The following is a 21,048-nucleotide window of genomic DNA, read 5'->3' as shown; positions in this document are numbered from 1 at the left end:
TTCTCGTCGCGTCAGACCCACCGCAGCGACACCATCAGCCCGATCAGCGTCAGCTGCATCACGCCCTGCACGCCGCCGAGCTTGGCGTTCCGCGCGCCGATCCGGGAGATCACGCTCGCGTCCGGGTCGGCGGAGGTGATCTCCTGATACATCCGGATCTCGCCGGGCAGCAGGAAGCCGAACCCCTGCACCGACAGCAGCGTCACGACCCCCAGCGAGAGCGAGATCAGCAGCGGGATCGACTGGAGGCTCCCGACCGTCGTCGCGACCCACGCCAGCGAGCCGACCGCCGAGACGGCGAACAGCCCCTGCCACCGCCGGTCGTCGAAGGCGTTCAGCCGCCACCCCGCCAGCAGCAGCGCCGGCAGCAGGTTCGCGGCGGTGAACAGCGCCAGCCACGGCTCGCTGTTGGGGAAGTGGCCGAGCCGCTGGGCCAGCGTGATGCCGCCGACGATGGTGACGAACGCCATCGAGGGGAGGAAGAAGGTGGTCTTCGGCGTCAGCCGCGTGAACACTGCGGCGCTCTCCTCCTCGTCTAACCCACCGATAGCTGGCCCGAGTACCGCGCCGATGAACAGGTCCGTCCCGGTCCAGAGCAGCCCCGCCATCACGTGGACGTACGTGTGCACCTCCACGGAGGCCATCCCGGAGACGATGTAGCCCACCGCCAGCACCGAGACGGCGACGACGGCGCCCGCGAACGCGGGGTTGGCTCTGGTCCCTAACCCACTGACAGTGCCACGAACCGAACGTGTCGACATGTGGGGAAGTTCGAACGAGTGGTAATAAGGCTACCTCCCGCGGTAACTCTGACCCCACTGCGGGATCAGTCCCGCTCGCCGAGTTTCCCCAAACGCTTTGACCGTCGCCGCTGGGGTGCGGGACGTGCTCGATTCGCTGGGGACCGTCGCCTCGCTCGGCGACCTCGCGCGCCTGCTCGCGGTGCCGCTGTTGGGGTGGGCCGCGCTGCGGGACATCCGCACGCGCCGAGTGCCCAACTGGGTCTGGTACGTCCTCGGCGGCCTCGGCGTCGTCCTGCTGGCCGCGGATCTGGTGCGGTTGGCGCCCTTTGACGACTCCTTCGCCCGCCTCGAACTGATCCGGATCATACTGAGTCTGGGGCTGGTGGTCCCGCTGGCCTACGGCTTCTGGCGGCTGGGCGGCTTCGGGGGCGCGGACGCGAAGGCGCTGATGGCGCTCGCGGTGCTGTTCCCGACCTACCCGGCCTACTACCCCCCGACGACGCCCTTCGGCGTCGACCTGCCGCCGGTGCTCCCGGCCGAACCCACGCTCGTCGGCGTGTTCTCGCTGACGGTGCTGACAAACACCGTCCTCGTCGGCGCGCTGTTCCCGGTGGCGTTGACGGTTCGGAACGCGCTGGCGGGGCAGTTCGCCCCCGTGATGTTCCTCGCCCGCGTGGTTCCCGTCGAGCGCCTGCCGGTCCACCACGGCCGCCTGTTCGAGGACCGCTCGGGGTTCACGCGGTCCGGGCTGGACCTCGACGCCCTGCGCATGTACCTGCGCTGGCGCGGGCTCTCGCTCGCGGAACTGCGCGCGGCCCCCGACCGCTACCGCAACCCCGCGAGCGTCGACGAGACGTTCGACGCGACCGACGGCGCCGTCGATCCGGTGGCCGTCGAACACGGGCCGGTCTCTGACGCCCCGGAGGTCGACGACCCCGGGGGCGGCGACCACGCGGACCCCTGGGCCGCCGAGCGCTTCCTCGACGAGATCGAGGGGTCAGCGTACGGGACCGACCCCGAGACGCTTCGTGCGGGGCTGGAGACCGTAACCGGGACCGACGAGGTGTGGCTCTCGCCCGGCCTCCCGTTCATCGTCCCGATGTTCGTCGGCCTGCTCGTCGGGCTGACCTACGGCGACGTGCTGTACGGGCTGTTGACCGCGGCGGGGCTGGCTTGACTCTCACTCCCGACGCTCGACGACGAGTAACACCGCGAGACCGACGATGAGGAGCGTGTACGCTGTCGCGGCGAGCAGCGCGGCCCGCTCGGACGCGTACTCGCCGGTCCGGAAGATGATCGCCTTCCGGACCATCGCGATCACGCCGGTATAGATGACGAGCCGGACGATGCGCCGCGTGTTCGACTCCTGCGTGTAGGCGACGACGGTCTGGTACACCTCGACGATGATGAACAGCAGGAGCGCCGTGTCGATGAACCCGACGACGACGAGCGGATCGGTGATGGGGCCCGCGACCGCGGTCTGGACGATCTGTAGGCCCAGGTCGAACACGCCGATGGCGAACAGCGCGCCGAGTACCACCGCGGCGACGACCTCGGTGTACCGGATCAGCGTCTCGCTGAACGCCAGGAGGCGGTCGTCGAGGGCGTCGCCCGTCTCGACTCGCCCCCCGACGGGGTCCTGTTCCTCGTCAGTCACGTTTTCACATTCGTGGCTAGCCTCAAGGTTCTGGGGGCCGCGGGCTTTTCACTCCGAGCGCCCAGACACCGGTATGGCTGAAACCTCCGACCGCTCGACGATCGACATCGACTTCGGCGACGACGGGCTGGTCCCCGCAGTCGCGCAGGACGCCGACGACGGCGAGGTGCTGATGCTCGCGTACGTCTCGCCCGAGGCGCTCCGGCGCACCGTCGACACCGGCCGCGCCCACTACTACTCCCGCTCCCGCGACGAACTCTGGGAGAAAGGCGCCACCAGCGGCAACACCCAGTCGGTCGTCGACCTGCGCGTCGACTGCGACGCCGACACCCTGCTCTACGTCGTCGAGCAGGAGGGCGGCGCCTGCCACACGGGCTATCGCTCCTGCTTCCACCGCTCCGTCGAGGCGATCGACGACGACGGCACGACCGTCGACGTGGAGACGGCCGGCGAGCAGGTGTTCGACCCCGATATCGTCTACGAATGAGCGTGGCCGACGAGCCGGTGCCCGCGGAGCCCACGACCGACGACCTGCTCGCGGAGCTCGGCGAGGCCCGCGCCGAACGCGAGGAGATCGCCGCCGAGATCGATCGCCACGGCGAGGCGGCCGTCCAGAACGTCGCCGAGGCGGTGGACGAGGCCACCCGACTGCTCGACCGCTACGTCGACTCCGCGACTGGGACCGGCGACTTCGAGGCCTACCTGGAGTTCCAGAGCCAGTTCGCCGAACTGGTCGAGAACCTCCCCGAGGAACTGCCCGACCGCGACGGGTTCGAGGAAGCCAACGAGGCGGTCGACCAGCGCACAATCTCCGAGAGCGACTTCCAGCGCGCCCGGGAGGCCATCGAGGGCGCCCGCGAGATCGCCGACCTGCTGGATCGTCGCGAAGCCGCCCAGCGGCGCGTCGACGACGCCGAACGCGCAGTGAGCGAGCGGCGCGCCGCCATCGAGCGCCGCCTCGACGAACTCGCGGAGCTCCGCCGGCTGGGCGACGCCGACCTCTCGGCGCCGACCGCGGAGCTGACCGCCCCAATCGAGCGCTACGACGAGGCGGTCCGGGACGACTTCGCGGCGTTCGTCGACGAGGCGCCGGTCCGGGAGCTGCTCGGGTTCGTCGAGACGACCCGGCACTACCCCCTGATCGACTACCAGCGCCCGCCGAAGGACCTCCTGGAGTACGTGCGAAACCACCCGGCGGGCGAGGAGCCCTTACCGACCCTCCTGTCCTACGCCGACTACTCCGGCTCGAAGCTCTCCCACTACGTCGAGGACCCCACCGCGTTCGAGACCACGGTGCCGGTCCACCGGACCTACCTCGACCGCATCGACGCCGGGCCGTTGACCGTCGGCTCGCCGCCGCCGGCCGCCGAACTGCGCTACCTCGCGACCGAGTTGGTGTCGGTCGTCGCCCGGTTCGCCGACGAGGAGACGGTCGCGCTGGCCCGCGACCTGCGGGATCTGGCCCGGCGGGACGACTACGACCGCCTGCGCGACGCCGTCGTCGCCGAGGCGGAACTCACTGCGGACCAGCGCGAGGCGCTCCGAGAGGGGGAGATCGAAGCCGAGGCCGAACGGCTCCGGGAGGCGCGCGAGCGGCTGACCGAGGCACTGAACTGAGAGAAACAGCCCCGCTGACGATCAGGCGTCGGCGAGCGCCGCGGCGAGTTCGCCCTCGACTGCGTCGGCGAGTTCGACCGCGCGCTGGCGCTCCCGAGCCTCGGCGTAGATCCGCACCTTCGGTTCGGTGCCGCTGGGGCGGACCAACACCCACGCGTCGCCGTAGTCGAGGCGGTAGCCGTCGACCGTTTCGGCCTCCACGTCGGCGTCGGCGGCGTACTGCTCGGCCGCGCCGAGCATCGCGCTGAGTTCGGCCTCCTCGTCGTAGCTGAGGTTCCGGCGGACGTTCTCGTAGGCGGTGTAGGGCGCGACGACCTCCCCTGGCGTCTCGCCCGTCGTCGCCAGCAGTTCGAGGAACTTCGCGGCGATGAACGCGCCGTCGCGGACGAGCCGGTAGTTCGGGAAGAAGATCCCGCCGTTCCCCTCGCCGGAGATCGGGACCCGGCGCTCGCCGGCCTGTAGCTCCTGGATCCGGGTGATGATGTTGGTCGCACCGATGGGGGTGAGTTCGAGGTCGGCACCCACCTCCTCGCAGACGTCGACGAGCCGCTGGGAGACGTTCACCGCGGCGACGGTCGCGTCGCCGGGTTCGAGGGCCTCGGCGGCCAGCGCGGCGAGCGAGGCGTCGCCCTCGATGTACTCGCCGTCCTCGTCGAAGAAGATCGCGCGGTCGGCGTCGCCATCGTGGGCGACCCCCACGTCGGCGTCGGTCGCGCGGACGAGTCGGCCCAGATCGCCCAGGTTCTCCGACACCGGCTCGGGGTTCCGTCCGGGGAAGTGGCCGTCGGGCTGCCCGTTGACGGTCACCACGTCACAGCCCAGCCGGCGGAAGAACCCGGGGCTGGTGAGCGCGCCCGCGCCGTGGCCGGGGTCGAGCGCGACCGTGAGGTCGGCGTCGGCGATCGCCGTGCGGTCCACGTTCGCGAGCAGGTCGTCGACGTAGTCGTCGGCGACGCCGTCGATGTGCCGGGAGGCGCCGGTGTCGTCCCAGCCCGCCTCCTCGAACGCCTCGCCCAGCAGGCAGTCCTCGACGCGTTCGAGCTCGCTGACGGACAGTTCGACGCCGTCCGCGCCGACGAGCTTGATCCCGTTGTACTCCGGCGGGTTGTGGGAGGCGGTGACGACGACGGCCGGGACTTCCTCGACCTCCGCGTAGCGCACGGCCGCGGGCGTGGGCAGCACGCCGAGGCGGTCGGCGTCGACGCCCACGGCGGTCAGGCCGGCGTCGGCGGCGTTGGCGAACAGTTCGCCGGTGGTTCGCGTGTCGCGAGCGATCGCCGCGCGGTCGGCGTCCCAGACGGTGCCGGCAGCCTTGGCGACCCGGAGGACGAACTCGGCGGTGAGCTGTTCGCCGGCCACCCCGCGGGTGCCGCTGGAGCCGAAGACCTTCATTCAGGTGGTGGTGGAGTGTCCGGGTTCAAAGCGGTTCCGAAGGCTGCAGGAACTGATTTCGCGGTCGTGTCGTGCCCCCGCTAGCTCTACGGGTCACGCCGTCGGGAGGCCGGGCTAATCGTCCGCCGCCGCGGCACCCGACACCGACCCGCCGGCCTGCATCTCCCAGAGGCTCGCGTAGTCGCCGCCCTCCCGCAGGAGTTCGTCGTGGCTGCCGGTCTCGGCGACCTGGCCGTTCTCCATCACGACGATGCGGTCGGCGTCCTTGATCGTCGAGAGCCGGTGGGCGATCACGAACGCCGTCCGGTCGGCGGTCAACCGGTCGAGGCTCTGCTGGATCTTCTCCTCGGTCTCGGTGTCGACGTCGGAGGTCGCCTCGTCGAGGATCACGATCTCCGGGTCGTTCAGCAGCGCGCGGGCGATCGCGAGCCGCTGGCGCTGGCCGCCCGAGAGCTTGACGCCGCGTTCGCCGATCTCGGTCTCGTAGCCCTCCGGCAGGTCGGTGATGAACTCGTGGGCCTCCGCGGCCTTCGCGGCGTCGACGACCGCGTCGCTCACGTCCTCGTCGTCGTCGGAGAGCACCGAGAGGTCGCCGTAGGCGATGTTCTCCTCGGCGGTGCCCGAGAACATGTACGGGTTCTGCTCGACGATGCCCACGTGCTCGCGCAGGCGCGGGAGGTCCCACTCGCGCACGTCGACGCCGTCGACGCGGACCGCCCCCGAGTCGACGTCGTAGAACCGCGGCAGCAGCTTCAGCAGCGTCGACTTCCCGGCGCCGGTCGTCCCGGCGAGCCCGACCGTCTGACCCGTCTCCACGTCGAGGTCAATGCCGTTCAGGATCGTCTCGTTCTCGTCGTAGCTGAACGTCACGTCGTCGAACTCGACGTGGCCCTCGACTGACTCGGGGACGTAGGCGTCCTCCGGGCTGGTGACCTCCGGTTCGTGGCCCAGGATCCCGAACACGCGCTCGGAGGAGGACTTCGCGAGCTGGTACTTGTTCGCGGTCTTGCCGACGCGGCGCATCGGCGCGTAGAGGCGGCGCAGCAGCATGAAGAACGTCGCGACGACCCCCGCTTCGAGCGCGCTGGAGGAGCCGGTGATGATGTCGCTGCCGACGACCCACAGCATCGCGACGAACACCAGCCCCGTGATGACCCGGAGCCCGGAGAAGAAGGCCCGCCGGATCTTGATCGCGCCGACCTTCTCGTCGTGGTAGTGGTCGCTCTGGTCGGAGACGCGGTCGAGCTCGAAGTCGTAGCGGTTGAACGTCTTGATCACCCGGGCGCCGCCGAGGTTGTTCTCCAGCCGGGAGTTCAGCCGCGAGACCGTCTCGCGGATCCCGCGGTACTTGGGTTCGATCCACGTCAGGAACTGCCCGGAGGCCAGCCCGATCAGCGGCACCGGCGCCAGCGCGATGACCGCCACCTTCGGCGAGTACCAGAACATGATCGCCGCGATGCCGCCGACGGTGGCGACGACGCGGATCGCCTGCCGGATCTCGGTGTTCAGGAACTGCTCCAGCCGGTTCACGTCCTGGTTCAGCACGGACATCATCGCGCCGGTCTGGTGGGACGCGAAGAAGCCCAGCGAGAGCCGCTGGATGTGGTCGTACGTGTCGTTCCGCAGGTCCCGCTGGACCTTCTGTGCGGTGGACATGAACAGGTACCGCGAGGCGAACCGGGCCAGCGATCGCACGACGTAGGCGGCGCCGGCGATGATGACCAACTGTTCGAGGAACTGGAGTCGGGCGGCTTGGCCGGTGATCTGGCCGCTCGGGATCAGCCCGGCGGTGACGAGCAGGCCGCCCTCGCCGGTCCCGTTCCGGATGACCCGGTCGATCGCCACCCCGACGAGCAACGGCGGGATCAGTCGCGACAACCGTACCACGAACGCGGCGACGGTGCCCACGGTCAGGCGCCGCCAGTAGGGGACGCAGTAGCGCAGGAGCCCCTTCATCGAGTGGCCGTCGACCGACTGACGGATCTCGGAGAAGCTCCCGTGTTCGTCACTCATTACGGTTCGAAACACGCCCCAGCCGGAAAGATGTAGGGCTGGCGGAGACGGAACCCGGTTCGAGCCGTGGGGTGACCCCCGCTACGTCCCGTCTTCTGTCGCGAGGTCGGTCTCGGCGAGGGGGACCGTCGACAGCCCGCCGGCGTTCCCGTTCTTGTAGGCGTAGATCACCACGCCGGCCTCGGGATCGACGGCACGCTTGAGCGTCCCGTTGGGGTCGTCGGCGGCGACGGTCGCGGTCTCGAGGTCCGCGAGCGGGTCCGCATCCCCGGGGCCGCCGGCTCCGTCGGGATCAGACGAGGATCGCCGATCCTCGTCGACGCCCCACGCGTCGCTCTCGGTCGTGTCGTCGGACTCGTCCTCGTCGTCGAAGAGGGCCATCCCGGGCGTGTGGCCCGCGGCGTCGAAAACGTACCGCTACCTACCGGTTCAGCGTGTGGATCGCCTCGCCGTTGGCGTTCTCGGCGGCCTCCATCACCGCCTCCGCGAGCGTCGGGTGGGTGTGGACCGTCGACGCCACGTCCTCCAGGGTCGCGCCCATCTCGATGGCGAGCCCGAGTTCGGCGATCAGTTCGCTGGCCTCGGGGCCGACGATCTGGGCGCCGAGCACGAACCCGGCCTCCTGCTCGGCGACGATGCGAACGAACCCCTCGCTCTCGCCCGTCGAGAGCGCGCGCCCGGAGGCGCGGAACGGGAACTGGCCGATCTTGGGCTCGAAGCCGGCCTCTTCGGCCTCGGCTTCGGTCATGCCCACGGTCGCGATCTCGGGGTCGGTGAACACCGCTGCCGGGATCGCCTGCTGGTCCAGCGCCGCGGGTTCGCCGGCGATGACCTCCGCGGCGACGATGCCCTCGTTGCTGGCTTTGTGGGCCAGCATCGGCTCGCCGGCCACGTCGCCGACCGCGTAGACGTTGTCGACGTTCGTCCGGGCCTGATCATCGGTCCGGATGAAGCCGTTCTCGTCGACGTCGACGCCCGCTGCCTCGGGGTCGAGGCTCTCGGAGACCGGCTGGCGGCCGACCGCGACGAGCACCTTGTCGGCGTCGTAGGTGTACTCCTCGCCGTCCTCGTCCTCGGTTGTGACGACGACCCCGCCCTCGGTCTCCTCCCACTCGCTCGCGGCCTCGCCGAAGTTGAAGTCGATGCCCAACTCGTCGGCGCGTTGCTTGACCGGCCGCGTCACGTCGTCCTCGTACCCCGGCATGATGCCGTCGAGCATCTCGACGACGGTCACGTCGACGCCCAGCTTGGCGAACACCGTCGAGAGCTCCATCCCGATGTAGCCCGCGCCGACGACCAGCAGCTTCTCGGGCGGCTCCTCCACCTCGAGCGCCTCGCGGGAGGACCAGATCGGGTCGTGTTCGAACTCGAAGCCGGGCACCTCGATCGGCCGGGAGCCCGTGGCGACGATGGCGTGCTCGAACGCGATCGTCTCGGAGCCCTGCCCCTCGCCGCCGTGGGCGATCCGGGCAGTGGAGTCGTCGACGAACGTCGCCTCGCCCTGCATGAGGTTGACGCCATTGGCCTTACAGAGCTTCTCGACGCCGCCGGTGAGCTGGTCGACGACCCCCTCCTTCCACTCCTGCATCTCGTCGGTGTGGATGACGGGGTCGGCGTGGACGCCCATCTCCGTCGCGTTGCGGGCGTCGTAGGCCACGTCCGTCGCGCTGATCAGCGCCTTCGAGGGGATGCAGCCGTAGTTCAGACAGACCCCGCCGTAGGCGTCCCGGTCCACGAGCGTCGTGTCCAGTCCGTTCTGTGCGGCGCGGATGGCGGCGACGTAGCCGCCCGGCCCCGCGCCGATCACCAGTACCTCCGTTCCCGTCGTGACGTCTCCGACAACCATTGTTAGAGTAGTAGTTTGGTCGGCTCGGCCAGGTATTCCTTCACGGTGTTCGTGAACTTCGCGGCTTCGGCGCCGTCGATGACCCGGTGGTCGATGGCCAGCGAGAGCGGCAGCGTGTGGGCCGCCACGACCTCGCCGTCCTCGACGACCGGGCGCTCCTCGATGGCGCCGAGGCCGAGGATCGCGGTCTCGGGGTAGTTGATGATCGGCGTGGCGTACTCGCCGCCGAAGGCGCCGAAGTTCGTGATCGAGAACGTCCCGCCCTGCATCTCCTGGGGCGAGATGGTGCGCTCGCGGGCCTTCGTCGCCAACTCCTGCACCTCGTCGGCGATCTCCAGCAGCCCCTTCTCGTCGACGTTCTTCACGACCGGCACCATCAGGCCGGCGTCGGTCGCGACGGCGATACCGATGTTGTAGTAGTTCTTCAGGCGGATGACCTCCTCCTCCTCGTCGAGTTCGGAGTTGAGGATGGGGTACTCCTTCAGCCCGGCCACGACGGCCTTGAGCACGAACGCCATGTAGGTCAGGCGGACGCCCTTCTCCTCGGCGGTCCGCTTGAGTTCCTCGCGGGTCTCGACCAGTTCGTCGATCTCCGCGGTGTCGTGGTGGGTGACGTGCGGCGCGGTGTACTTCGAGGTCGCCATCTGCTCGCCGATGGTCCGGCGCACGCCCCGGTAGGGGACCGTCTCCTCCCGGGCCGGCTCCGCGGTCGCGTCGGCGCCGGCGGCTTCGGCGCCCGCCGCCGTCGCTCCCTCCTCCTCGCGTTCCGCGAACGCACGCACGTCCGCCTCTTCGACGAACGCCTCGCCGTCGCGGGTTTTCTCGGTCGGCACGGCGTGGATGTCGACGCCGAGCTCCTCGGCGAGCGCGCGCGTCGCGGGCACCGCGAGCGTGGTGTCGCGCTCGGCCCGGGGGCCGGCGTCGGCGCTCACCGTCTCGCTCGCGTCGGCGCCGGTCGGCTCCGCCGGCGCCTCGCCCTCGCCGGGCGTGACGGCCGTCCCGTCGGCAGTCTCGTCGTGTACCTCGGCCGACTCGGCGTGGGCGCGCACGTCGGCCTCGCTGATGCGGCCGCCGGGGCCGCTCCCCTCGACTTCACCGATGTCGACGTCGAGTTCGCGGGCCAGCTTGCGGGCCGCGGGCGGCGCGAACACGCGTCCGTCGGGCGTCTCCGCTGACGTCGCCTCCTCGGTGTCGGTCTCGGCTTCCTCGGCGGGCGCGCCGGGTTCGCCCTCGGTATCGGGCGCTTCCGCTTCGGCGTCGCCCCCCTCGGTCCCACCGACCTCGAAGGAGATGATCACGTCGCCGACGGGGACCATGTCGCCCTCCTCGGCGAACAGCTCCTTCACGGTGCCGTCGTACCGGGACGGCACCTCGACCAGCGCCTTGTCCGTCTCGACCTCGGCGACGATGTCGCCCTCGCTCACGGTGTCGCCGGGGGACACCTGCCACGAGACCAGTTCGCCCTCGGCGACGCCCTCGCCGACGTCGGGTAGCTTGAACTCTTTGACCGTCATGGCTCAGAACTCCACCGCCTCACGGATACCGTCTTCCACTCTCGCGGCGTTGGGCAGGTAGTAGTCCTCCATCGCGTACAGCGGCACGGGCACGTCGAAGCCGGTGACGCGCTCGATCGGCGCCTCCTGGTAGACCAGCGCCTCCTCCTGCAGGAGGGCGGTGATCTCCCCGGCGAGGCCGCCGTTTCTGGGGGCCTCGTGGACGACGACCGCGCGGCCGGTCTTCTTGAACGACTCGACGACGGCCTCGCGGTCCATCGGCGACACCGTCCGGAGGTCGACGACTTCGACGTCGACGCCCTCCTCGGCGAGGGTCTCCGCGGCCTCGAGCGTCGGCCGGGTCATCGCGCCGTAGGTGAACACCGACACGTCCGCGCCCTCGCGCCGGACGGCGGCCTCACCGATGGGGACCTCGTAGGCCTCCTCGGGCACGTCCTCGCGGAACGCGCGGTAGATGAGTTTGGGTTCGAGGAACACCACGGGGTCGGGGTCGCGGATCGCCGAGATCAGCAGCCCCTTCGTGTCGTACGGCGTCGACGGCATCACCACCTTCAGCCCGGCCTCGTGGGAGTAGAACGTCTCCTTCGAGTCCGAGTGGCTCTCGGGGGCGCGGATGCCGCCGCCGTAGGGCGCCCGCAGCACCATCGGTAGCGAGAACCGGCTCCGGCTCCGGGTCCGGTAGCGCGCCATGTGGGAGACGATCTGGTCGAACCCGGGATACATGAACCCGGAGAACTGGATCTCCGGCACCGGCTTCATCCCGCCGACCGCGAGGCCGATGGCGCTGCCGACGATGCCCGACTCCGCCAGCGGCGTGTCGATCACGCGCTGCTCGCCGAACTCGTCCTGCAGGCCCTGTGTGGCCCGGAACACGCCGCCGTTGGCGCCGATGTCCTGGCCCAGTGCGACCACGTCGTCGTCGAGTTCCATCTCGGTCGCGAGACCGTCCCGTACTGCCTGTACCAGGGTGAGGTTCTGTGTCTCGCTCATTCTTCCTCCAGGAACGCGTCCTTGCCGTGTCGGTCGACGGTCGCGACGAACTCGTCGCGCTGGTCCCGCAGCTCCGGCGGGAGGTCGGCGTAGACGTGTTCGAACATCTCCTCCGGCTCGGGCCGGGGTTCGGACTCGGCGGCGTCGATGGCGTCGTCGACCTGCCGCTCGATCGTCTCCTCGATCTCGGCGACGGCGTCGTCGTCGAGGATCCCCTCCGACCGGAGGTACGCCTCCAGTCGCGGGATGGGGTCTTTGGCCTTCCAGCGCTCGACCTCCTCCTCGTCGCGGTACACCGTCGGATCGTCCGCGGTGGTGTGGGCGCCGAAGCGGTACTGGACCGCCTCGATCATCGTCGGCCGGGGCTGGTCCTCGTCGGGGTTCCGGGCCTTCTCCAGGGCGTCCTGCGTGACCTTGTAGACGGCCAGCGGGTCCATCCCGTCGACCTGCACGCCCTCGAAGCCGTACGCGTGGGCCTTCTGGGCCAGCGTCTCGGATGCGGTCTGGCGTTCGCGCGGGACCGAGATCGCCCACTGGTTGTTGTTGCAGAAGAACACCATCGGCACGTCGTAGACGCCCGCGAAGTTCATCCCCTCGTGGAAGTCACCCTCGCTGGTGGCGCCGTCGCCGAAGTAGCAGATCCCGGCGGTGTCCTCGTTGCCCTGCAGTTTCCACGACCACGCCAGCCCCGCCGCGTGGGGGATCTGGCTCGCGATGGGCACCGCGACCGGGAGGATGTTCGCGTCCGCGGGCACGTCGTTGCCCGCCTCGTAGCCCATCCAGTACAGCAGCGTCTGTTTCAGCGGGAGACCCCGCACGACGGCGGCGCCGTGTTCGCGGTACGACGGCACCATCCAGTCGTCGTCGGCCAGCGCGTAGGCCGAGCCGATCTGGGCGCCCTCCTGGCCGGAGAGCGGGGGGTACGTCCCCATCCGCCCCTGGCGCTGGAGGCTGACCGCCCGTTCGTCGAAGTGCCGGGCGAGCTTCATGTCCCGGTAGATGTCTACCAGCGTTTCCTCGTCGAGATCCGGCGGTTCGCCGACGAGGTTGCCGTCCTCGTCGAGCACCTGGACCCGATCCTCGGGATCGCGCTGTATCGTACTCACGGGTTGACCCTCCTCTCCATGGCAGAAAATTTCCGCGGCTTCGGTTATAGTGGTTTCGTAAAAGATTTATTATGGGCAGAAATCTCCCCGGTCCAGTTGTGTTCGTTCGGGAAGGTCGGTGTAAAGTGTATGATCTCGCATTTACGCCTCCTTTTCCCATGTTTTCGTGTTGACACCGCCGTCAACGTGGCCGAAACTGGACGAACGTTCGGGAAGGATTCAGATCGGCGGAGCCGTCGGTGCTCGGTCGCTGAACGGATCCGGGAAGACCGGAAATCAGTTCTCCGCGGCCGCTCGCGCCTCCTCACGGGCGCGCTCGGGACTCTTGCCGTCCCGAACGAGCGCGTCGACGAACAGTTCGCCCGCCTTGTAGGAGGAGCGCACCATCGGGCCCGAGGCGCAGTAGAGGAAGCCCAGTTCCTCCTCGGCGACGCGGCGCCACGTCTCGAAGGCGTCGGGGTGGACGTACTCGAACACGTCGAGGTGCGAGCGGGAGGGCTGGAGGTACTGGCCGAACGTCACCACGTCGACGCCGACCTGCCGCAGGTCCGAGAGCGTGCGGTAGATCTCGTGGTCGTACTCGCCCAGGCCGAGCATCAGGCTGGTCTTGGTGTAGATGTCGGACTCGCGGTCGACCTGCTCGAGCACGTCGAGGGTCTGCTCGTAGTTCGCGCGGCGGTCCCGGACCGGCCACTGGAGGCGCTCGACGGTCTCGACGTTGTGGGCGATCACGTCGGGCTCGGCGTCGATGATCTGCCGGACGGCGGCCTCGTCGCCGCCGAAGTCCGGGATGAGTACCTCGACGAGCGTCCCGGGGTTGCGCTGCTTGCACTCCCGGATCGTCTCGGCGAAGTGGGCGGCGCCGCCGTCGTCCAGATCGTCGCGGTCGACGGAGGTGAGGACGACGTAGTCCAGCCCGATGTCGCCGACGGCCTCGGCGACGTTCCGGGGCTCGTCGGGGTCCAGCGGGTCCATCCCGCCGGTCGCCACGTCGCAGAAGTTACACCCGCGCGAACAGCGCTCGCCCATCAGCATGAACGTCGCCGTGCCGGGACCCGTGCCCGGCCCGTCGCGGCCGCTCCAACACTCGCCCATGTTGGGGCAGTTGGCCTCCTCGCAGACGGTGTGGAGATCCCGGTCCCGGAGCGTCTGCTTGATGTCGGTGAACCGTTGCCCCGTCGGCGGCTGGCTCTTCAGCCAGTCGGGCTTCCGCCTGCGGCTGCTCATAGCCGTCAGTGGGGCGGCGCTCGTGAAAAGCGTGCGGTTCGTTCGATCGCCGCGGAAACTTGTTTCACAACCAATAGGTATTTGTTCCCGGTGCGTAATGTGCGCACGATACCGGATGCTCGACCTCGATTCGGGGGATATCACCGAGGGCCGGCTCTCGCGGGCGCTGCTCGTGTTGGCGGCGCCGCTGGTCGCACAGAACCTCGTGCAGGTGGCCAACTCCGCGGCCGACGTGTTCTGGCTGGGGCGACTGGGCGACGGGGCGGTCGGCGCGGTGGGGCTGAACCAGCCGATCATGGCGCTGCTGTTCGTCCCGCTGACGGCGGCGATGGTCGGGACGCAGGTGCTCGTCTCCCAGCGGGTCGGCGGCGAGAACCAGTCCGGCGCCCGGAAGGCGGTGTTCCACGGGATCGCGCTCGCGTTCGTCGCCGGGCTCGTCCTGGCGCTGCTGGTCGCGCCCACCGCAGGCCCGATCGTCCGCCTCCTCGGTGCGGGGCCGGACGTGGCGCCCCAGGCCGCGGCGTACCTCTCGACGTACATGCTGCTGTTCCCGCTCACCTCCGTCAGCGACACCGTCGAGATGGGGTTCGTCGGCGCGGGCGACTCCGAGACGGCGATGTACCTCAACTTCCTCGCGATCGGCGGCAATCTCGTGCTCGACCCGCTGCTGATCTTCGGCGTCGGCCCGTTCCCGGAGTACGGCGTCGCCGGCGCCGCCCTCGCGACGGTGCTGGGCTACACGATGTCGATGGCGCTCGGGCTCTACTGGCTCGCCGGCGACCACGGCTCGCTCTCGCTCTCGCTCGCCGACGCGGGGCTGGACCTCGACGAGCTCCGGGAGATGGTCGACATCGGCCTCCCGGCGGGGGGCCAGCGGCTCGCCGCCCAGTCGGTCCGGCTGGTCGTCGTCGCGATCGTCACGGTCGTCGGCGGCGCCGCGGGACTGGCGGCCTACACCGTCGGCGCCCGGATCGCGACCATCGCGTTCGTCCCCGCACAGGGGCTCCAGCAGGCCGGCCAGAGCGTCGTCGGCCAGAACCTCGGCGCCGACCGGCCGGACCGCGCCCGGCGGGCGACGTGGCTCGGCGTCGGCATCGCCGCCGGCGCGCTCGCGCTGATCGGTGGGGTACAGCTCCTCATCCCGGAGCTACTCACACGGGCGTTCGTGCCGGACCTCTCGGAACAGGGTCGGGCGCTCTCGATCCGGTACCTCGAGATCCTCGCGTACGGGTACTGGGCCATCGGTGCCACCTACATGCTCCTCGCCGGGCTCAACGGCGCCCGCCGCACGAAGACCAGCCTGATCGTCGACCTGGTGAAGTACTGGGGGATCCGCCTCCCGATCGCGGTGCTCGCGCTCCCGGTCGGCGTCGGGATCGGCGCGTTCGGGCTCTCGGTCGCCCCCGGACTCGGCTGGGGGATGGCGGCGATCTTCTGGGCGGTGACGGGGTCGAACGTCGCCGCCGCGCTGGGGCTGGCGGCCTACTTCAAGTACGCGACCGGCGAGGGGATGATGCGCCGCGCGGCGGACGTGGCGGCCGCGGATTAGGCCGCCGTCGGGGCGTCGCGACGTGATCGTTTCGCGACCGCCCCGCCGTGGGCGCGCCCGCGCGAGCGAAGGAAACCTCTTTCTCCGTGGCCCACCCGGTTCGGACCGTGTCTCAGCGCTCCGACGCCACGGCCCGCGTCGCCGACGCCGTCCCCGAGTTCGCCGCGGCGTTCGCGTTCGAGGAGTTCAACGCGATGCAGCGGGAGGCGCTGCCCGCCCTCCTGGAGACTGACGAGAACGTCGTCGCCAGCGCGCCGACCGCGTCGGGCAAGACCGCGCTCGCGGAGCTGGCCATCTGCAAGACGCTGCGCGAGGGCGGTACGGCGCTCTTTATCGCGCCGATGCGCGCGCTGACCAACGAGAAGGAGGCCGAGTGGGACCGGTTCGAAGAACTCGGCTACTCCGTCTACGTCGTCACCGGCGAGCGCGACCTCGACCCGCGCCGGGCCGAGCGCGCGGACATCCTCGTGATGACGCCGGAGAAGACCGACTCAGCCACCCGGAAACACGAGTCGGCGCGCTACGGCTTCATCACCGACGTGGACTGCTGTGTGATCGACGAGGTCCACCTGCTCGATTCGGAGAAGCGCGGCTCGGTGCTCGAAGTCACCGTCTCGCGGCTCCGCCGGCTCTGTGACCCCCGGATCGTCGCGCTGTCGGCGACGATGCCCAACGTCGAGGACGTGGCGGAGTGGCTCGACGCGCCGCCGGAGAGCACGTTCGCCTTCGGCGACGAGTACCGCCCGGTCGACCTCGAAACCGGCGTGAAAACGTACAGCCACGGGGAGAACTCCTTCGCCGACAAGTACCGCCGGCTCTACCGCACGCTCGACCTCGCGAAACCGCACATCAGCGAGGAGGGACAGTCACTCGTCTTCGTCTCCTCGCGGCAGGACACCGTCCGCGCCGCCGAGAAGGCCCGCGACGAGACGACCGAGTGGGAAATCGAGATGGGCTCCCGCGGCGACTACGACTTCCACACCGCCGCCAAGGAGGTCGAGAACGAGACGCTGCGCAACTCCGTCGTCGACGGCGTCGCGTTCCACCACGCCGGCCTCTCGCGCAACGACAAGGACCTCGTCGAGCAGTGGTTCAAGGAGGGGAAGATCCAGCTCCTCTTTTCGACCTCCACGCTCGCGTGGGGGGTGAACCTCCCCGCCCGCTGTGTGGTGATTCGCGACACGAAGTACCACGACCCCCTGGAGGGCGAGGTGGACATATCGCCGCTCGACGTGCTCCAGATGCTCGGCCGTGCGGGGCGGCCGGGGTACGACGACGTGGGCTACGGTTGGGTGGTCTGCGACGCCGACGAGGCCGACAAGTACCGGACCCTCCTGCGGGAGGGGAAGGAGATCGAGTCGACGCTCGCCGGCGACATCGAGACCCACCTCAACGCCGAGGTGGCGATGGGGACGATCCAGGGGCTGGACGACGTGATGTCCTGGGTCGAGACCACGTTCTACTACGTCCGCGCCCAGTCGAAACCCGACCAGTACGACTTCGAGAACCTCCGCGAGCGCGTGCGCGGGACCGTCGAGAGCCTCGTCGAGTCCGGGTTCGTCGAGACCGACGACGACCTCGCGGTCGAGGCGACGACGCTGGGGCGACTCGCGTCGAACTACTACCTCCGGCTCGACACTGCCGAGCGGTTCCGCGAGGTCTGCGAGCGCGACCGCCTGACCGGCGACGACGTGCTCGAGGCCGTCGCCGCCGCCGGCGAGTTCGCCTCCGTCTCGGCCCGCCAGTCCGAGACCGAGGCGATCGACCGCGCGCTCGACGGCGCCGGCGTCGAGACCGACCTGGAGAACGGCAACCGCAAGGTGCTGGCCATCCTCCACGCCGCGACCGAGGGGCGTACTCCCAGCGAACTCCGGTCGGACGCGTGGATCATCCGCCAGAACGCGCTCAGACTCGTCGCCGCGCTCCGGGAGTTCGCCGCCGCGTTCGCCGGCCCGCGGGCGGCCAACCTCGTCCGCCGGGTGGAGGCCCGCGTCGAACACGGCGTGCCGCGGGACGCGGTGGGGCTCACGGCGATCGAGGGCGTCGGCGCCGGCCGCGCGGAGTCGCTGGCCGACGCTGGGTTCGCTTCGCCGTCGGAACTGGTCGACGCGGGCGCCGAGAAACTCACGAACGCCGGACTCTCGCGGAGCGTCGCCGAGCGCGTCGTCGACGCCGCGGGCGACCTGCCCCGGATCTCGGTCGGCTGGGGCCAGTTCCCCGACTCGATCCCGACCGGCGAGAACGAGATGTGTGAGTTGATCGTGCGCAACGTGGGCGGCGGCGCCCGCGTGGGTGTCCGGGTGACGGTCAACGGGACGGAGATGACCGAGACGGCGACGTATCTCCGCGACTCGGAGACGGTGCCGGCGCCGGTGTTCGGCGCCGACGAGGACGAACTCCGGTTCGTCGTCGAGGCGACGTTCCCGGAACTGCCGCTGGCGCCGGTACGGGACGATCGGACGGTCCGGGTGGAGTAGGAGCGACGGACGAACGGTCCGGACGGAGACCTCTCTCGGGAGTTAGCGGCCGAAGTTAGGTGGCTGGGGAGTCAGCCCGAAATTGGATGGGCCAACGCGGATTTGAACGCGCGGACCGCCGCGCCTTCGGGCGATAAATCGCCCTCGGCCCGGACCGCACCGCAGATTCGGTTGCCCCCTGACGCGCACATTGGAAGGAGGCGGTTCAACGAGCGCATCGGGATTCGGAGACAGCAATGAGTCTAAACGACGAACTCGAACCCATCCAGCCGACAGAGGCAAAAGAACTGTATCTTGAACAGCGGAGACAGGAAGTCTCCGAATCCACCATCCAAGCGCATCACTACAGACTCAAGCACTTCGTTGAGTGGACCGATACGGTCGCGGAGATCGACAATATGAACGAAGTGACTGGGCGTGACCTCCAGCGATTCAAAATGTGGCGGCGCGACGACGGCGACCTCAACAACGTCACGATGGTTACGCAGTTATCGACGCTCCGGGTGTTCATCAAGTGGTGTGAGACCATCGACGCCGTCGCACCCGGTACGCACGAGAAAATCCTGATGCCATCGCTGGATAAGAACGAGGACCGACGAACGGTACTCCTCGATAAGGACGCCGCGGAACAGCTTATCAACCACCTCCGGAAGTTCGAGTTCTCGACTCGGACGCACGCTCTCGTGGAGTTGCTGTGGCATACAGGGATGCGAATCGGAGCCGCCCACGGCCTCAACGTAGGGGACTACGACCCTGAGGAGCAGTATGTGGAGCTTCACCACCGCCCTGAGACTGATACCCGACTAAAGAACAAGGAGGCAGGTGAGCGATACGTCTCTTTGAGTCCCGAGGTATGTGACGCGCTGGATGCGTATCTCACGTATAGCCGCGATAAGGTGGCCGACGATCACGACCGCAAGCCACTGTTCACCTCTCGCTCTGGACGACCGGCGAAGTCCTCACTTCGGGACAGCATCTACCGTATTACTCGTCCTTGCCAATACACAGGTGAGTGTCCACACGACCGCGAAATAGACACTTGTGAGGCAATGGACCGAAACAAGGCGAGTACCTGCCCATCGAGTGTTAGTCCGCACGCGATTCGCCGAGGGTCGATTACCCACCACTTGTCCGGAGATGTGCCGGAGAAGATCGTCAGCGACCGGATGAACGTGAGCCTCGACGTTCTGGAGAAGCATTACGACCGGCGAGGTGAGCAGGAGAAGGCGGAACAGCGACGTGATTACTTGGATTCGATTTAGGACTAACTGGAGTATGGACATATTCGGCTCAGTTGGAACTAACTGATGCGGATAAACCATACTCTTCAGTCGGTAAGTACAGGTGAACTACTAACCGCTACGCGAGGACTCTTTTTCGAACCTGATCGTATGCTTGATCCTGTCTTACTGCATTCACTGTCTCTTGATCTGTAGGCAGAATTTCAGGATCTTCTAACGTACCAGTTAGCGCAATTGAGGCATTCATACCCACTTGGTTTCTAATTTGGAATAGTCCTCTTCCTATATTTTCTAGATATTGTCTTTCCTTATTAGTTGGGCTAGTGATATACCCTTCTAGGCTTTCCCCAAATTCATCTGATACTACTGTACCTCCCCAATCAGGTCTAGCACTCTCAAGATCTAGGTCTTCGTTATTATTGTATCCTGTGACGCCCATATCATCTACTAGTTGCATCAAAACTGCATCTATTTCATCTCCAACAGCTAGAAGAGTTCCGCTTTTGTTTTCTCCGAACCCAAGAATGTTATCATCGGAACTCTCTAGCTCTCTTGCTTTGGTGTAGTCGAGTGCTGTGACGTAGTGTTCTGGGAACATTGTTCCCTCGTCTCCAGGCTCTGAGTCTCTTGCATTGTCTACAGTATCTTGTTCTAGGCTTGAGCGGTAGAGCGAGAACTCTGGATCCCTGATTACTCTTCTAAATGTATTTACGTTTACTGAGTTAGTTTGTTCGGCGTATTTGAGTTCTGTTTCTCCATCTTTCTCGTACTGGAGCAGGGCAGCCATATGTCTAAAGCCGGAGTTCCCGAAGCTCTGATTGAAGTCATTCTCTCTTACGCCTCCGCTGTGTCCCTGTCTTCCGGGTGCTATCGGTTCAGTTGCTGGTAGAGTTGATAGTTTGAAATCAGTGAAGCCGGGTTGGATCTGGTCGACGGCGTCTTCTGCGATGTTTGCTACGACAATATTTGCCAGTCCCGAGCTGGCCACTCCTGCTTCCTGTGATGCTTTGATCAATGCCCGGGTGAATACTATTTCGTCGTCTTCCTCAGCGAAGTTCAGGTCTTCGTATCCTAATGTGTCTATGTTTTCTTCGGGGTTGTTGTAGATCTCTTCGGCGCGGGAGATCATTTCGTCGACGGTCATCGTCAACTGTCCGTCTTCCAGTCCTTCCGGGTACTGGCGGTCGTTTCTCTGCATCTCCCGGTATTCGGACTCTGTAGCAGAGTTGGTTATGCTGTGGTCGTAGTTTTGGGGTACTTCGTCGTCTGCGAGGTGGCCGAGTGCCCCGGTTTCGTCCTCGAAAAAGTACCGTGCCGCTGGTTCGGAATCTTCGCTGGGCTGCTGTTCACCTTCCGAAGGTGTCTGTTCTGCAGATGTAGCGGTGTCCTCCGGTGTTTCGTCAGCCCCGGGCGTCGATGTATCCGACTCGCCGTCTGGCGTACCCGTCTTTGTGTTACAGCCGGCGATGGAGACGGTGACTCCGGCAATGACCCCGTGACGGAGGAAACGTCGGCGCCTCATTCGTTAATCGACCATTCCTATCCAAGCCTGAAGGAACTGTTGGAAGTACAAACACTACAGTAGCTGAACAAAAACCCAAGAGCGGTTAGAAAGCAATCCCACTCACCGGCTATTTCAGTACTGGGGTACCGAACTAATGGGTTTCAACAAGATT

At 67.5% G+C, this 21,048-nt stretch carries 17 protein-coding genes; 6 read left to right on the top strand and 11 right to left on the bottom strand.

All coding sequences use genetic code 11. The features are described 5' to 3' along the window. Positions 1-11: 11 nt before the first annotated feature. Complete coding sequence (locus BMZ83_RS10090) at positions 12-761, bottom strand: hypothetical protein (RefSeq protein WP_074878235.1); 750 nt, start codon at positions 759-761, stop codon at positions 12-14. A 97-nt stretch (positions 762-858) separates the two neighbouring features. Here BMZ83_RS10090 and BMZ83_RS10085 point away from each other — a divergent pair, with 97 nt between their 5' ends. After that, a complete protein-coding gene (locus BMZ83_RS10085; protein ID WP_394327199.1) occupies positions 859-1,920 on the top strand; it encodes an A24 family peptidase in 1,062 nt (353 codons plus the stop codon). A 3-nt stretch (positions 1,921-1,923) separates the two neighbouring features. Here the strand turns inward: BMZ83_RS10085 and BMZ83_RS10080 are convergent, their stop codons facing one another. Continuing rightward, on the bottom strand, positions 1,924-2,400 hold the full coding sequence (locus BMZ83_RS10080; RefSeq protein WP_074878233.1) for a phosphate-starvation-inducible PsiE family protein: 477 nt from the start codon (positions 2,398-2,400) through the stop codon (positions 1,924-1,926). Between the two features lie 73 nt (positions 2,401-2,473). Here BMZ83_RS10080 and hisI point away from each other — a divergent pair, with 73 nt between their 5' ends. Beyond that, positions 2,474-2,887, top strand: coding sequence for a phosphoribosyl-AMP cyclohydrolase (hisI, locus tag BMZ83_RS10075; protein WP_074878230.1), 414 nt, complete (start codon positions 2,474-2,476; stop codon positions 2,885-2,887). Next, entirely contained in the window at positions 2,884-4,017 is a 1,134-nt protein-coding gene (locus BMZ83_RS10070) for a DUF7118 family protein (protein WP_074878229.1), read from the top strand. The genes hisI and BMZ83_RS10070 overlap by 4 nt, the downstream gene beginning before the upstream one ends. A gap of 21 nt (positions 4,018-4,038) precedes the next feature. Here the strand turns inward: BMZ83_RS10070 and glmM are convergent, their stop codons facing one another. The 8 genes from glmM to lipA form a co-directional block, all read right to left on the bottom strand. Next, the gene (gene glmM / locus BMZ83_RS10065) at positions 4,039-5,409 is read right to left on the bottom strand and encodes a phosphoglucosamine mutase (RefSeq protein ID WP_074878227.1); all 1,371 of its coding nucleotides are present in this window, start codon (positions 5,407-5,409) and stop codon (positions 4,039-4,041) included. A gap of 114 nt (positions 5,410-5,523) precedes the next feature. Beyond that, positions 5,524-7,422 (bottom strand): ABC transporter ATP-binding protein, encoded by a 1,899-nt coding sequence (locus BMZ83_RS10060; protein WP_074878226.1) that lies wholly within the window; start codon positions 7,420-7,422, stop codon positions 5,524-5,526. Between the two features lie 81 nt (positions 7,423-7,503). Beyond that, entirely contained in the window at positions 7,504-7,803 is a 300-nt protein-coding gene (locus BMZ83_RS10055; RefSeq protein WP_074878224.1) for a hypothetical protein, read from the bottom strand. A gap of 40 nt (positions 7,804-7,843) precedes the next feature. Further along, the gene (lpdA, locus tag BMZ83_RS10050; protein ID WP_074878222.1) at positions 7,844-9,268 is read right to left on the bottom strand and encodes a dihydrolipoyl dehydrogenase; all 1,425 of its coding nucleotides are present in this window, start codon (positions 9,266-9,268) and stop codon (positions 7,844-7,846) included. Between the two features lie 2 nt (positions 9,269-9,270). Beyond that, the gene (locus BMZ83_RS10045; RefSeq protein WP_074878220.1) at positions 9,271-10,782 is read right to left on the bottom strand and encodes a dihydrolipoamide acetyltransferase family protein; all 1,512 of its coding nucleotides are present in this window, start codon (positions 10,780-10,782) and stop codon (positions 9,271-9,273) included. A gap of 3 nt (positions 10,783-10,785) precedes the next feature. Beyond that, entirely contained in the window at positions 10,786-11,772 is a 987-nt protein-coding gene (locus BMZ83_RS10040) for an alpha-ketoacid dehydrogenase subunit beta (RefSeq protein ID WP_074878219.1), read from the bottom strand. Further along, positions 11,769-12,878 carry a pyruvate dehydrogenase (acetyl-transferring) E1 component subunit alpha gene (pdhA, locus tag BMZ83_RS10035; protein WP_074878217.1) on the bottom strand — a complete coding sequence of 370 codons (1,110 nt, stop codon included), beginning with the start codon at positions 12,876-12,878 and terminating at the stop codon, positions 11,769-11,771. Before pdhA ends, BMZ83_RS10040 begins: the two co-directional genes overlap by 4 nt. 276 nt (positions 12,879-13,154) lie before the next feature. After that, positions 13,155-14,105, bottom strand: coding sequence for a lipoyl synthase (gene lipA / locus BMZ83_RS10030; RefSeq protein WP_074878215.1), 951 nt, complete (start codon positions 14,103-14,105; stop codon positions 13,155-13,157). Between the two features lie 115 nt (positions 14,106-14,220). On the opposite strand from lipA, the gene BMZ83_RS10025 reads away from it, so the two are divergent. The 3 genes from BMZ83_RS10025 (at position 14,221) to BMZ83_RS10015 (ending at position 19,393) form a co-directional block, all read left to right on the top strand. Beyond that, positions 14,221-15,654 carry an MATE family efflux transporter gene (locus tag BMZ83_RS10025; RefSeq protein WP_074878213.1) on the top strand — a complete coding sequence of 478 codons (1,434 nt, stop codon included), beginning with the start codon at positions 14,221-14,223 and terminating at the stop codon, positions 15,652-15,654. Between the two features lie 107 nt (positions 15,655-15,761). After that, positions 15,762-18,131 (top strand): DEAD/DEAH box helicase, encoded by a 2,370-nt coding sequence (locus BMZ83_RS10020; RefSeq protein WP_074878211.1) that lies wholly within the window; start codon positions 15,762-15,764, stop codon positions 18,129-18,131. A 236-nt stretch (positions 18,132-18,367) separates the two neighbouring features. Continuing rightward, positions 18,368-19,393 (top strand): tyrosine-type recombinase/integrase, encoded by a 1,026-nt coding sequence (locus tag BMZ83_RS10015; protein ID WP_074878209.1) that lies wholly within the window; start codon positions 18,368-18,370, stop codon positions 19,391-19,393. Between the two features lie 97 nt (positions 19,394-19,490). Here BMZ83_RS10015 and BMZ83_RS16310 read toward each other — a convergent pair whose 3' ends face one another. Further along, positions 19,491-20,894 (bottom strand): hypothetical protein, encoded by a 1,404-nt coding sequence (locus tag BMZ83_RS16310; RefSeq protein WP_143076925.1) that lies wholly within the window; start codon positions 20,892-20,894, stop codon positions 19,491-19,493. Positions 20,895-21,048 lie beyond the last annotated feature (154 nt).

The sequence above is a fragment of the Halolamina pelagica genome, from assembly GCF_900115675.1.
Classification (GTDB): Archaea; Halobacteriota; Halobacteria; order Halobacteriales; family Haloferacaceae; genus Halolamina; species Halolamina pelagica.
The sequence above is the reverse complement of the archived record's forward strand: the minus strand, read 5'-3'. Positions and strand labels throughout refer to the sequence as shown.